The organism is Achromobacter sp. UBA5777, assembly GCF_002418565.1.
GTDB classification, from domain to species: Bacteria; Pseudomonadota; Gammaproteobacteria; order Burkholderiales; family Burkholderiaceae_B; genus Achromobacter; species Achromobacter animicus.
In genome coordinates this window covers 24,567-37,894 of sequence record NZ_DIEJ01000242.1, presented here as the reverse complement: position 1 = coordinate 37,894, position 13,328 = coordinate 24,567, and the positions used below count along the sequence as shown (strand labels likewise).

Sequence of the window (13,328 nt, the reverse complement as noted above, 5' to 3'; positions counted from 1 at the left end):
AACCCAAACCGCTGCACTCGCATCAAGCGCCCACACTTATCGGTTGTTTAGTTGTTAAAGAGCGGTCTTACTAATTCTGTACTGCTAAATTCTGTACTACTTAACTTCAAGTCGAGGCGCTGATTTCTCAGCGCTTAGCGACTATCGAAACGTCAGGGTAAACCCTAATTTTTCGGCAACCGCCAAGCCCTCTACTATAACACAGCTTTTGCAGATTGTGCAACTGGCTTCTGCCTGATTTGCACTGCATCTTGCAACCCCGCTTAACTTACAAGCGGCTTCGGGAAACCCGAAGGCTGGTTACTGCACAGGTGGCTGAAACATCGATCCGGGCAAACCCTGATTCGTCATCACCAGCCAAGCCCAAGACTATAGCACAATTTTTGCAGATCTTGCAACTGGCTTCTGCCTGATTTGCGCCGATCTTTGCAATAACCGCTTGGCTTCATTTCTGACCGCCGTTGCGGCAGGCCGGGAAACCCTCTGACCTGTTGCACCTGCTTGGCTTCGCTGTTCAAAACTGTTGGAGCAGCGAAGGAGCGAGACTATAGCACAGAAATTTCGCGTGTGCGATCAGCATGACACCCATTTTGCAGAAATGTGATTCTTTTTGGGGACGCAGTCGTCAGAAAACCCTCGAGGCGGACTTTTTCGCCACCTATATAGATAGCGTGTTGGCCCGCCTCTATATATAGAAGATGCGAGGATGGCTTCGACGCCCGCACGCGGTCCCCAGTCGTTGAGCCTATATACGGAGTTCCGTCGTTTCCTTGATCTGCTGGAGCGCGAAGAAGGAACGCATGTCCACCACCGCCGGGTGGCGCATGAGAGTATCCATGGCGAAGCGCGAGAAGTGCGCCAGGTCGGCGACCTGGATGCGGAGCAGATAGTCCATGTCGCCGGACATGGCGTAGCACTCGACGACTTCCGGCCAGAGCTGGACGTCGCGTGCGAAGTCGCTCATGGGTGCGTGACTGGATCCGCTGTGCTTGTTCAGGCGGATGTTGACGTACGCGAGCAGCCCGAGGCCTACCTTGGCGGCGTCGATGAGCGCCACGTATTTCTTGATGAAGCCCTGCTCTTCAAGGCGGCGGACCCGGCGCAGGCAGGGGCTGGGCGACAGCGAGACGCGGTCTGCCAACTCCTGATTGCTGAGGCGTCCGTCGCGCTGCAGTTCAGCCAGAATCCTTAGATCTGTCCTGTCTAGCTCAATTCCGGACATCTTCAACCCCTTAAATTCGATAACGAGCAATATTATTGCTCAAGTCATCCGCTTTCGCGCCATATTTGCAATTGTCTGCCCGGCCTTCGTACCTACAATCTGCGTCTAGACTTGAAGAACAAGTCGTCCTCACAAAACATGCAAGGGAGCAGACTTATGAGCAGCGCTTTCCAACCCTGGGACAACCCGATGGGCACCGCCGGGTTCGAGTTCATTGAATATGCCGCGCCGGACCCCGCCGCGCTGCGCAAGGTGTTTGAGCTGCTGGGCTTCAAGGGCATTGCCAAGCATCGCCACAAGGACGTGACGCTGTACCGCCAAGGCGGCGTGAACTTCCTGATCAACGCCGAGCCCGATTCCTTCGCTCAGCGTTTTGCTCGCCTGCATGGTCCGTCGATCTGTGCGATTGGCTTTCGGGTGCAGGACGCCAACGCCGCCTACAAGCGCGCGCTGGAACTGGGCGCGTGGGGCTTTGATTCCCATAGCGGGCCGATGGAACTGAATATTCCTGCCATCAAGGGCATTGGCGATTCGCTGATTTATCTGGTGGACCGCTGGGCCGGCAAGGAAGGCCACGGCGGCATTGGCGACATCAGCATTTATGACGTGGACTTCATTCCTCTGGATCCGGCCAACGCGCAGACCGACGTCGACTGGCGCGGCGCGGGCCTGACGCTGGTGGACCACCTGACGCACAACGTGCACAAGGGCCGCATGGCCGAGTGGTCGGAGTTCTACGAGCGCCTGTTCAACTTCCGTGAAGTGCGCTACTTCGACATTGAAGGCAAGGTGACGGGCGTGAAGTCCAAGGCAATGACGTCGCCTTGCGGCAATATCCGCATTCCCATCAACGAGGAAGGCACCGACGAGAAAGGCCAGATTCAGGAATACCTGGATCTGTACCGCGGCGAAGGCATCCAGCACATCGCCATGGCGACCGACGACATCTATGCCACGGTAGAAGCGCTGCGCGAGACGGGCGTCGTGTTTCTGGATACGCCGGAGACCTATTACGAACTGCTGGATCGCCGCATGCCTAACCACGGCGAAGATGTGGATCGCCTGCAAAAGAACCGCATTCTGCTGGACGGCGCGCCGGACGGCGGACTGCTGCTGCAGATCTTTACCGAAAACCAGATCGGTCCGATCTTCTTTGAGATCATCCAGCGCAAGGGCAATGACGGCTTTGGTGAGGGCAACTTCAAGGCCCTGTTCGAATCCATCGAGCTGGACCAGATGCGCCGCGGCGTTGTGAAGACCGTGGAATAAGGCTTGAAGACGGGCACAAGGCGCGCGTCTTCATCGACTGTTCAAACCCCGCTGAAAAGCGGGGTTTTTTTGTGCGCTCGTCGATCTGACGCGCGCCGCATCGTGAAATGCATCACGCGGGGAAAAGCGCGCCATGAGAAGAGGCCCCGCATTGATCGGTGGATCGCTGTCCGCCGTACGAGGCCTTCAGTCACGCGAAACGATCGCCCCCGCTCAGCGAGCCAGGCGATCCTGGAATTGCTTACGGAATTTGGCGACCTTGGGTGCGATCACAAACTGGCAATAGCCTTGTTCGGGATGCAAGGCGAAATAATTGCTGTGATAGTCCTCGGCCTGCCAGAAATGCGCCGGCGCCAGCAGCTTGGTCACGATGGGCGCATCGTAGACTTTCTGCGCCTCGACCTCTGCGATGACGGTCTCGGCCTGCTCGCGCTGCGAGTCGTTCTGCCAGAAGATGGCGGATTCGTACTGCGGGCCGATGTCGTTGCCCTGGCGACCCGGCGTGGTGGGATCGTGAGTGGCGAAAAAAACGCGCAGCAGATCGCTGTACGAAAGTTCGGCCGGATCGAATTCGATGCGCGCGACTTCGATGTGGCCGGTGTCCTTGCCGCAGACCTGTTCATAGCTGGGATTGTCGACGTGTCCGCCGGCGTAGCCCGGCAAGACGCTCTTGACCCCGCGAAGATCGGCAAACACTGCTTCGACGCACCAGAAGCAACCGCCGCCAAGTACGGCGACTTCATTGCCCGGTGATGGTTGTTCTGCCATGACGATTCCTTTGCTGTAGACGGCCGCTGCGCGCGGCCGGCGCCCCCGGCTTGGTGCCGGAGCATGAGAATAAGGCTACTGCTTTGCCGGCGCCAGCGACAAGATCCATTCGGCCAAGGCGCGGGCGTCTTCGGGCGTGACGTGGGTCTGCGCGGGCATGGGCACCGCGCCCCAGGCGCCGCGGCCGCCGCCGCGGATCTTGCCTGCCAGGTAATCCACCATGGCGTCGCCCTGCCCCGCGTATCGTTCCGCCACGCTCTTCAAGGGCGGCCCGACCCGTTTGGCTTCCACCTGATGACAGGCCATGCAGGCTTTGCTCTTGGCCAGATCCAGGCCAGTGGTTTGCGCATGCACCGCGCCAGCGCCCAGGGCGCCGGCCGCGGCCAACAACAGACTAATCTTCAAACGCATCGGTTACTGCCCCACGGCTGGCGGTGCTGGCGAGCTTGCCGAACTTGGCAAGCACACCGCGTGTATAACGCGGCTTGGGCTGCACCCAGGCCTGGCGACGAGCCGCCATATCTTCGTCGCTGATGTTGAGCTGCAGCAGCAGCTGATGGGCATCGATGGTAACCGAATCGCCTTCCTGGATGAGGGCGATGGGACCGCCCACGTACGCTTCGGGCGCGACGTGTCCCACCACCATGCCCCAGGTGCCGCCGGAAAAGCGGCCGTCTGTGATGAGCCCCACGGTTTCGCCCAGCCCCTGCCCCACGAGCGCGGACGTGGGCGCCAGCATCTCACGCATGCCCGGACCGCCCTTCGGGCCTTCGTAGCGGATGACGACGACGTCGCCGTCGCGGATCTGCTGCGCCATGATGGCCGTCATCGCGTCGTCTTCGGAATCGAACACGCGTGCGGGGCCGGTAATGACCGGGTTTTTGAGGCCGGTGATCTTTGCGACGCAGCCTTCCGGTGAGAGATTTCCCTTCAGGATGGCGAGGTGCCCCTGCGGATAGAGCGCGCGATCGATCGGCATGATGACGTCCTGATCCGCACGCGGCACGTCGGGCACGTCGGCCAGCGTTTCCGCGATGGTCTTGCCCGTGATGGTGATGCAATCGCCATGCAGCAGGCCGGCGTTGAGCAGAAGCTTCATGACTTGCGGAATGCCGCCGGCGCGATGCAGGTCGGTGGCCACGTACTTGCCGGACGGCTTCAGATCACACAGCACGGGCACGCGCCGGCGGATGCGTTCAAAGTCGTCGATGGTCCACGGCACTTCAGCAGCGTGCGCGATGGCCAGGAAATGCAGCACCGCGTTGGTGGAGCCGCCCGTGGCCATGATGACGGACACCGCGTTCTCGATGGCTTCGCGCGTGATGATGTCGCGCGGGCGCAGGTTGCGCTTGACCGCGTCGACCAGCACACGCGCGGACTCGGCGGCCGAAGTGACCTTTTCCTCGTCTTCGTTGGCCATCGTGCTGGAATACGGCAGGCTCATGCCCATGGCTTCGAATGCCGAGCTCATCGTATTGGCGGTGTACATGCCGCCACAGGAGCCCGAGCCAGGAATCGCGCATTTCTCGATCTGCTTGAAATCTTCTTCGGGCATGCGGCCCATGGTGTATTCGCCAACGGCCTCGAACACGGACACGATGGTGAGATCGTTGCCCTTGTAGCGGCCCGGCTTGATGGTGCCGCCGTAAACATAGATGCCCGGCACGTTGGTGCGCGCCAAGGCGATCATGCCGCCGGGCATGTTCTTGTCGCATCCGCCGATAACGACGACGCCGTCCATCCACTGGCCCTGCGCGGCGGTTTCGATGCAATCCGCGATTACCTCGCGCGACACCAGAGAGTACTTCATGCCCTCGGTGCCCATGGACATGCCATCGGAAATGGTGGGCGTGCCGAACACCTGGGGATTGGCGTGTGACGCGCGGATCGCATCGATGGCAGCGTCGGCCAGCCGTTGCAGGCCGCTATTACAGGGCGTGATCGTCGAATGGCCGTTGGCCACGCCGATCATGGGGTTCTGGAAATCTGCTTCTTTGTAGCCCAGCGCGTAGTACATGGCGCGATTGGGTGCGCGCGCGACGCCTTCGGTAATGTGGCGGGAACGTTCGTTGTGCGGCATGGTCAGTGTCTCCTGTCGGCCGTCGGGGCGCGGACATGGCGAACGCACCCGGGGAAGCTGGCTCGCTTGCATGCGAATCTTCAGTGCTCGCCGGTTATTATCATTCAACTTTATTGTGTCGGGCAGAACATGCTGGAATATCCAAAAATCGACCCCATCGCCCTGCAGATCGGGCCGCTCGCCATTCACTGGTATGGGCTGATGTACCTGGCGGGCTTCGCGCTCGTGTATTTGCTGGGCCGCCACCGCATCAAGAGCGGGCACACCACATCGCTGAACGTGCGGGACCTGGAAGACCTGATCTTCTATAGCGTGCTGGGCGTGGTGCTGGGGGGACGGCTGGGGTACGTGCTGTTCTACAAGCCGGGCTACTACCTGTCGCATCCGCTTGAAGTGCTGTATCTGTGGCAGGGCGGCATGTCTTTCCACGGCGGCCTGATCGGCGTGATCCTGGTGATGCTGCTGTTTGCGCGCAAGAAGGGCCTACCGTTCTTTGCAATCAGCGATTTCATCGCGCCCCTGATTCCGCTGGGCCTGGGTTTTGGCCGGCTGGGCAACTTCATCAACGGCGAGTTGTGGGGCCGTCCCACCGATGTGCCGTGGGCGATGGTGTTTCCCGACAGCGGCGACGGCCTGCCCCGCCATCCCTCGCAGCTCTATGAGCTGGGCCTTGAAGGCATCGTGCTGTTTGCGTTGCTGTGGTGGTTTTCGAGCAAGCCGCGCCCGCTGGGACAGGTGAGCGGATTGTTCCTGATGGGCTATGGAACGTTCCGCTTCCTGGTGGAATTCACCCGCGAGCCGGATAACTTCCTGGGTCTGCTCGCGGGTGGATTGAGCATGGGACAGTGGCTGTCCCTGCCGATGGTCGCCTTGGGCGCCATCATGTTCAGTCTTACTGCAAAACGATCGTCCCGTTGACGGCGACGCTGACCGTCACGTTCCCTGCTTCAAGGGGAACGCTGACGTCCGCGCTGCTGAAGGAACCGCCCTTCGCCATGGCCGCGCCCATCATGCGCGGCATCGGCGCCGGAGCGCCGGAGCCGCCGAGATCCAGCTTGGACAGGCGGTAGCCGGAAAAACCGAACGCGTTGGCGGCAGCCAATGCGCGGTCTTTGAAGGCCTGCGCCGCTTCTTTCAGCAGCTTGCGCTCTTCGGCTTCACGCGCGGCATCCGACAGCGAGAAGCTGATGTTGGAAATGGCGGTCTTGTCGGAAAGCTTGGAAGCCAGGGCCGCGGCAGCCGCGAAGTCCTTGGATTCCAGCACGATCTCGCCCTGGCCGCGCCACGAGGCGATCTTTCCCTTGGTGTTCATGTTGGGCCAGACGTTGAAGTTGCTGGTGCGCACTTCCACGTCCTTGGTGTCGCGCGCGCGCTTGACCACGTCTTCGAGCGCAGCGGTCAGCTTCTGGCCGGCGGCCGGCTGGTCCGGCGCTTCGACTTCGGCGGACAGAGCGATGCGGACGGTGTCCTGCTTGACCTCCGACGACGCCATCGCTTGCAAGGTCAGTTCCGGCGAACGGTTCGCGGCGGACTCGGCCGCGGCTGCAGGTGCGGGCGCCTGAGCCTGCGCGAAAACGGGTTGGGCCACAGCGATGGCGGCCACGGCTGCGCACGCCGCACCAAGCCTGGTGAGCGAAAAAACGGGGTGTTTGAACATGGACTGGTCCTATGTGGGAGGACGAAGGGGAATTGCCGAGAGGCACCCGACGCGGACCTGCTCCATGGCAGGTCCGCTGGGATAGATGCCCCGCCTGTGCCGTCAAGGCCGGCATCTCGAACCCTGAGGTTCAAGGTGGTCGCGTTCCGAAGAGCATCGGGTTCGTCTGCAAGAGACAATCACTCCAGCTCTGCACTCCCGCAACCAATATGCCAAAAAGACATAGGTTCAGAGAATGTATGGCCTAGTCACGAACACGGCAGGGACAAACTTGAAAATCTTGAATGCAGCTTATGAACGTTAGAGCAGTTTTTCCTGACCCGACAAGGCGTCATCGAGTACTGCGTTCATGTCCTCAATTCTACGCTTGAAGTCGCCGACCGCCAAACCGCCCAGCGGACCGTCCGGCGCTTTCATTGCAAGCAGCTCGCCAGCGATCTGCAATGCAGCCATGACAGCGATGCGTTCGTTGCTGGAAACCTTGCCCGTGCCCTGGATGCGCAGCATGAGCTGATCGACATGGCGCACGGCAGCCAGCAGCGTGGGCTTTTCTTCGACGGAGCACGCAAGTGAATACTCACGGCCGAGGATCGATACGTCTACACGTTCCATTTAGTGTTGCTCTCCGGACGGCGCACCCGGCAAGCGGGCCAGGACGGCGTCGATGCGCTCGCGGGCCGAAGCGGCGGCCACACGCAAGCGCTGTAGTTCTGTGTCGCGCGATTGCAGGGTGCCCTGCAGTTCGCTTTCGCGGGCGGCGAAGCGCGATTCGAGCGCTTGGCGCTCGGCGGTCTCGCGAGCGAGCTGCTCGCGCAGCGCGGCTTCTGCCCGCTTGGCGTCCTCGAGCATGGCCGAGACGGCGCCGTCGTTATCTTGCAGTTTGCTTTGCAGCGTGACGACCTCGGCCTCGCGATCAGCGGCGCGCTGCTTGAGCACACGCTGCTCGGCTTCGAAGTCGTTCAGGCGGAGACGCAACGCGTCACGCTCGGCGTGGAGTTGGCGGGTGCGTTGCACCAGTTGCCCGATTCGGGCGGCGAGTTGGTCTAGATCTTGCAGCATGGGCGCTATCGTAAACCATCCTGGGTTGGACCGGGCCTCTTCACGCAAGGTGAGAAACCCGGCAATATTCAGTAGGAAATACGGTTGGGTTTTGGCGCGCGAAGGTTACCGGCTCTTGCCTGCCAAGAAAAGTCCCCATCCGTCGAAATTGCCGCATCCGGCCGATCCGGCTTTCGTGAATCTTTCTATAAACTTTCACTTAGCTTTCAAAAAGCCCTCAAACTTCTGACCGCGTTACAAACGGGGATCGGGAGTTCCCCAATTCTAGGGAAAACCCCAGCCTTTCACAGACCTTACAGGGTTTGCAGCGTGGCGGGCGTCCATTACCATTCGGCCTTTCAAGAAACCACGACGTCGCTTTCAGAATAATTAATGGCACCCCGAAGTGCCTTTTTTGTGCCTGTCACTCGCCTTTCGGCGAGCGTCCATCCGGCTACAAACCTCTTTTATCTACATGCTGTAAACAGGAGCCAACCAATCATGCAGCTACGCAATCGACAGGATTTCTGGTCGGGGGTGATGTTCATCGCTCTCGGACTGGGATTCGCCTGGCAGGCCAGCAGCTACCAAATGGGTACTGCTGCCCGAATGGGCCCAGGGTACTTTCCTTTCTGGCTAGGCATTGTTCTTGCATTGCTCGGCGCCATCGTGCTGCTTGGCTCGCTGTCCAAGAAAGCCCATGAAACTCACGTCGACAAGTTCGACTGGCGCATCGTCTTCCTGGTGGTGGGCTCCGTCGTGCTGTATGGCGTGATCCTCAAGCTGCTGGGCGTGTACATCTCGGTGTTCGTGCTGGTGGTCGTCAGCAGTCTTGCCAGCCATGAATTCAACCTGAAGGTCGCTGTTGCCAACGGCATCTTCCTGGTGGTGTTCACGTACCTGGCATTCATCAAGGGGCTGGGGCTGATTTTCCCGCTGTGGCCGTCGTTTCTGGGCATGAACTGAGGAGCAATCGGCCATGGAATTGTTTGACAACCTGATGATGGGTTTCTCGGTGGCGTTCACGCCCGAGAACCTGCTGTATGCACTGCTGGGCTGCATCCTGGGAACGCTGATTGGCGTGCTGCCGGGCATCGGCCCCGTTCCGACCATCGCAATGCTGCTTCCGATCACGTACGTGCTGCCCCCGGTGGCCGGTCTGATCATGCTGGCGGGTATTTACTACGGTGCCCAGTACGGCGGCTCCACGACGGCGATTCTTGTGGCATTGCCAGGAGAAACGTCAGCGGTGGTGACCGTGCTGGACGGTCACCAGATGGCCCGCAACGGCCGGGCGGGCGCCGCGCTGGCAATTGCCGCGCTGGGTTCGTTCTTTGCCGGTTGCGTCGCCACGCTGCTGCTGGCTGCCTTCGCGCCCCCGCTGGCTGAAGTCGCGTTCAAGTTCGGTCCTGCCGAATACTTCTCGCTGATGTGCCTGGGCCTGGTCGGCGCCGTGGTGCTGGCCTCGGGCTCGCTGCCCAAGGCTATCGCGATGATCATCCTGGGCCTGCTGCTCGGCATGGTCGGTACCGACGTCAACTCGGGTGTTGCCCGCTTCGACTTCGGCGTGCCGGAACTGCAAGACGGCATCGACTTCGCGATCGTGGCCATGGGCGTGTTCGGCTTTGCCGAAATCATGACCAACCTCGAGCAGAAGGAAAACCGCGTCGACATCACCGACAAGATCGGCACGCTGTATCCGAACAAGCAGGAATTCAAGGAAGCCGCTCCGGCCGTGCTGCGCGGCACGGCGCTGGGTTCGGCCCTGGGCATCCTGCCGGGTGGTGGCGCGGTGCTGTCCTCGTTCGCTTCCTACACGCTGGAAAAGAAGATCTCGAAGAATCCGGAACGCTTCGGCAAGGGCCACCCGGCCGGCCTGGCAGGCCCGGAATCGGCGAACAACGCTGCAGCCCAGACCTCGTTCATTCCGCTGCTGACGCTTGGTATCCCCGGCAACGCCGTGATGGCGCTGATGGTGGGCGCCATGACGATCCACAACATCCAGCCCGGCCCGCAAGTCATGACGAGCCACCCGGAGCTGTTCTGGGGCCTGATCGCCTCGATGTGGATCGGCAACCTGATGCTCGTCGTGCTGAACCTGCCGCTGATTGGCCTGTGGGTCAAGCTGCTCAAGGTGCCCTACCGCATCCTGTTCCCGGCGATTCTGGTGTTCTGCACCATCGGTGTGTATTCACTTAACTACAACCCGTTCGACATCTTCACCACGGCCATGTTCGGCGTCATCGGATATGTGTGGTCGAAGCTGAAGTGCGAAGGCGCCCCGCTGCTACTGGGCCTGGTGCTGGGTCCCATGATGGAAGAAAACTTCCGCCGTGCTCTGCTGCTGTCGCGCGGCGACTTCTCCACCTTCGTGACGCGTCCGCTGTCGGCATCCCTGCTGGCCGTCGCCGTGTTCCTGGTGATCCTGGTGGCCCTGCCGGCCATCCGCAAGAAGCGCGAAGAAACCTTCGTCGAAGAAGAATAAGGCCCAGCCGCCGCCCTGCCGCGGCGCTGACCTTCGAAACCCCGGGCCTGTCCCGGGGTTTTTTATTTGGGCGCGCCCGCACCATCCGGCTGAAGACTACTGAAAATTACCTACAGCAACAAATCGTACAAAGCCAAATTCATCTACGTTAAGCTACGGGTTTACCCCACGCGATGATTCGACATGAATTTCGACTGGAAGAATCCGTATACGAGTACCCGCACGCCCGTCTTTGCCCGCAACGTCGTCGCCACGTCCCAGCCTCTGGCTGCCCAGGCCGGCCTGCGCATCCTGGCGCAAGGCGGCAATGCCGTGGACGCGGCAATTGCCGCGGCGGCAACGCTGGCGTTGGTCGAACCCGTCAGCAACGGTTTGGGTTCGGATTGCTTTGCCATCATCTGGGACGGCGCCAAGCTGCATGGGCTTAATGCCTCCGGCCCGGCGCCTGCCGCCTGGAACGTGGACTACTTCCGTCGCAAGCATCAGGGCGCGGTGCCGGCGAGGGGTTGGGACAGCGTGACGGTCCCGGGTTGCGTGGCCGGTTGGGCTGCGTTGCACGAAAAGCTGGGCCGTCTGTCTTTCGCCGACATCCTGACGCCTGCCATCGAATACGCCGAACGCGGCTTTGCGATCACGCCGATGGTGCATCAGAAGTGGACCGCGCAGGCTGACGTGCTACAACCGCAGCCCGGCTTTGCCGACCACTTCCTGCCGCGCGGCCGCGCGCCGCACATCGGCGAACACTTCGTGCTGCAAGGCGCGGCCTCGACGCTCAAGCGCATTGCGGCAACCAGCGGGCGCGACTTCTACGAAGGCGAGACCGCCCATAAGCTGGTGGCGCACGCGCAAGCGCACGACGCGGCCCTGACGCTGAAAGATTTGAGCGACTACACCCCCGAGTGGGTCACGCCGATCAGCCAGGCGTACCGCGGCCATACGCTGCATCAGATTCCGCCCAACGGCCAGGGCATCGCGGCGCTGATCGCGCTGGGCATCCTGCAGAACTTCGATCTGGCGGCGCGTCCGATCGATCACCCCGAAACGCAGCATCTGCTGATTGAAGCAATGAAGCTGGCGTTTGCCGACGTCTATGCGCACGTGGCCGACGCGCGCCACATGCGGGTCGCCCCCGAAGAGATGCTGCGGGCCGACTACCTGGCCGAACGGGCGCGACTGATCGATCCGCGAAAGGCGCAGACTTTTGCGAGCGGCCATGCGCCGCAAGGCGGCACGGTCTACCTGACAGCCGCCGACCGCAACGGGATGATGGTCAGCTTCATCCAATCGAACTACATGGGATTCGGATCCGGCGTCGTGGTGCCGGGCACGGGCGTCAGCCTGCAGAACCGTGGCCACTGCTTCAGCGCCGATCCTGAACACGCCAACGTGGTCGCGGGCGGTAAGCGGCCGTTCCATACGATCATTCCGGGCTTTCTGATGCGTGATGGCGCGCCGGTGATGAGCTTTGGCGTCATGGGCGGCAACATGCAGCCGCAGGGCCAGATGCAGGCGCTGGTGCGCATGCTGGACTACCGCCAGCAGCCGCAGGCCGCTTGCGATGCACCGCGCTGGAAGTGGAACCAGGGCCTGGAGGTGGATCTGGAGCCGACGGTAGCCCCTGCCATTGCGCAAGGACTGCGCGAGCGCGGCCACGTTCTGCAGGGCATGGACGATCCGTACATGGACTTCGGATCGGGGCAGTTCATCTGGCGGCTGGGCGATCCGGCCGTGGACGGCTACGTCAGCGCCAGCGATAGCCGCAGAGATGGACTCGCCGCCGGCTTTTGATTGCGTTAAGGTTAGTGTCCTGAAACAGACCTACCCTTATTCAGCGGAGTCCATTGCATGGCAACGATCGGTACCAAGAGCTACGACGCAGCCGTAGCCCAGAAAGTCGCTTTCCTCGGATTGGGCGTGATGGGCTTGCCCATGGCCGGTCACCTGGCCCGCGCCGGGCATGACGTCACGGTCTACAACCGGACTCCCGCCAAGGCGCAGGCCTGGGTCGCCGAGTTTGGCGGCCATAGCGCGACCACCCCGCGCGAAGCCGTTGCCGGCGCGCAGATCGTTTTTGCGTGCGTAGGCAACGACGACGACCTGCGCAGCGTCGTGCTCGGTCCCGACGGCGCGTTCGCCGGCATGGCGCCGGGCGCCGTGTTCGTCGACCACACCACGGCTTCAGCCGATGTGGCGCGCGAACTGCACGCGAAAGCCAAGGAGCTGGGCCTGAACTTCGTGGACGCCCCCGTGTCGGGCGGTCAGGCAGGCGCCGTCAACGGCGTGCTGACGGTCATGTGCGGCGGCGAGCAGGCGGTGTTTGACGCCATCCAGCCCGTCGCGCAGTGCTTTGGCCGCGCGGTCACGCTGGTCGGCCCCCCGGGCGCAGGCCAGCTTGCGAAGATGGTCAACCAGATCTGCATCGCCGGCATCGTGCAGGGCCTGTCCGAAGCCATCGCGTTCGGCCAGGCGGCCGATCTGGACATGAAGCAGGTGCTGGACGTGATCAGCAAAGGCGCGGCGCAGAGCTGGCAGATGGAGAACCGCGGCGGCACCATGGTCGACGACAAGTTCGACTTCGGTTTCGCGGTGGACTGGATGCGCAAGGATCTGGGCCTGGTGCTGGCCGAGGCGCGCAACAACGGCGCGCGTCTGCCGCTGACCGCGCTGGTGGATCAGTTCTACGGCGACGTCCAGAAACTGGGCGGCGGACGTTGGGACACGTCCAGCCTCATCAAGCGTCTGCGCGACTAAGCCAGCCGTCCTGGCCCAATGAAAAAGGCGAGCCTTCCGGCTCGCCTTTTTGCTTGAT

Annotated in this window: 13 protein-coding genes and 1 other RNA gene; 6 read left to right on the top strand and 8 right to left on the bottom strand. The window is 61.7% G+C overall.

Translation table 11 applies throughout. From position 1 onward, the window contains the following. Window positions 1-745: 745 nt before the first annotated feature. A complete protein-coding gene (locus tag B3446_RS20860) occupies window positions 746-1,222 on the bottom strand; it encodes an Lrp/AsnC family transcriptional regulator (RefSeq protein ID WP_056566859.1) in 477 nt (158 codons plus the stop codon). Window positions 1,223-1,378: 156 nt separating this feature from the next. Between B3446_RS20860 and hppD the strand changes: the two genes are divergently transcribed. After that, window positions 1,379-2,491, top strand: a complete 1,113-nt coding sequence (gene hppD / locus B3446_RS20855) for a 4-hydroxyphenylpyruvate dioxygenase (RefSeq protein ID WP_291384643.1) — start codon at window positions 1,379-1,381, stop codon at window positions 2,489-2,491. A gap of 213 nt (window positions 2,492-2,704) precedes the next feature. Here the strand turns inward: hppD and msrA are convergent, their stop codons facing one another. The 3 genes from msrA to ilvD all read right to left on the bottom strand — a co-directional run bounded on the left by msrA (window position 2,705) and on the right by ilvD (window position 5,339). Continuing rightward, window positions 2,705-3,259, bottom strand: a complete 555-nt coding sequence (gene msrA, locus B3446_RS20850) for a peptide-methionine (S)-S-oxide reductase MsrA (protein ID WP_291384641.1) — start codon at window positions 3,257-3,259, stop codon at window positions 2,705-2,707. 75 nt (window positions 3,260-3,334) lie between these two features. Then, complete coding sequence (locus tag B3446_RS20845) at window positions 3,335-3,670, bottom strand: c-type cytochrome (protein ID WP_175125326.1); 336 nt, start codon at window positions 3,668-3,670, stop codon at window positions 3,335-3,337. Further along, the gene (gene ilvD, locus B3446_RS20840) at window positions 3,654-5,339 is read right to left on the bottom strand and encodes a dihydroxy-acid dehydratase (RefSeq protein ID WP_291384639.1); all 1,686 of its coding nucleotides are present in this window, start codon (window positions 5,337-5,339) and stop codon (window positions 3,654-3,656) included. Before ilvD ends, B3446_RS20845 begins: the two co-directional genes overlap by 17 nt. Window positions 5,340-5,468: 129 nt before the next feature. Between ilvD and lgt the strand changes: the two genes are divergently transcribed. Beyond that, entirely contained in the window at window positions 5,469-6,257 is a 789-nt protein-coding gene (lgt, locus tag B3446_RS20835) for a prolipoprotein diacylglyceryl transferase (RefSeq protein ID WP_056327922.1), read from the top strand. On the opposite strand, the gene B3446_RS20830 is transcribed toward lgt, so the two are convergent. The 4 genes from B3446_RS20830 to B3446_RS20815 all read right to left on the bottom strand — a co-directional run bounded on the left by B3446_RS20830 (window position 6,232) and on the right by B3446_RS20815 (window position 8,055). Next, window positions 6,232-6,996 (bottom strand): SIMPL domain-containing protein, encoded by a 765-nt coding sequence (locus B3446_RS20830; protein WP_291384636.1) that lies wholly within the window; start codon window positions 6,994-6,996, stop codon window positions 6,232-6,234. The genes lgt and B3446_RS20830 overlap by 26 nt on opposite strands. Window positions 6,997-7,079: 83 nt before the next feature. After that, window positions 7,080-7,265, bottom strand: a non-coding RNA gene (gene ssrS / locus B3446_RS20825) — 6S RNA. Window positions 7,266-7,296: 31 nt separating this feature from the next. Continuing rightward, a complete protein-coding gene (locus B3446_RS20820; RefSeq protein WP_175186397.1) occupies window positions 7,297-7,608 on the bottom strand; it encodes a cell division protein ZapA in 312 nt (103 codons plus the stop codon). Continuing rightward, entirely contained in the window at window positions 7,609-8,055 is a 447-nt protein-coding gene (locus B3446_RS20815; RefSeq protein WP_291384633.1) for a hypothetical protein, read from the bottom strand. A gap of 480 nt (window positions 8,056-8,535) precedes the next feature. On the opposite strand from B3446_RS20815, the gene B3446_RS20810 reads away from it, so the two are divergent. The 4 genes from B3446_RS20810 (at window position 8,536) to B3446_RS20795 (ending at window position 13,270) form a co-directional block, all read left to right on the top strand. Then, entirely contained in the window at window positions 8,536-9,000 is a 465-nt protein-coding gene (locus B3446_RS20810; RefSeq protein WP_063956077.1) for a tripartite tricarboxylate transporter TctB family protein, read from the top strand. 13 nt (window positions 9,001-9,013) lie between these two features. Beyond that, window positions 9,014-10,519 carry a tripartite tricarboxylate transporter permease gene (locus B3446_RS20805; RefSeq protein WP_291384630.1) on the top strand — a complete coding sequence of 502 codons (1,506 nt, stop codon included), beginning with the start codon at window positions 9,014-9,016 and terminating at the stop codon, window positions 10,517-10,519. 183 nt (window positions 10,520-10,702) lie between these two features. Next, a complete protein-coding gene (locus B3446_RS20800) occupies window positions 10,703-12,307 on the top strand; it encodes a gamma-glutamyltransferase family protein (protein ID WP_291384628.1) in 1,605 nt (534 codons plus the stop codon). A gap of 57 nt (window positions 12,308-12,364) precedes the next feature. Beyond that, entirely contained in the window at window positions 12,365-13,270 is a 906-nt protein-coding gene (locus B3446_RS20795; protein WP_291384626.1) for an NAD(P)-dependent oxidoreductase, read from the top strand. Window positions 13,271-13,328: the final 58 nt, after the last annotated feature.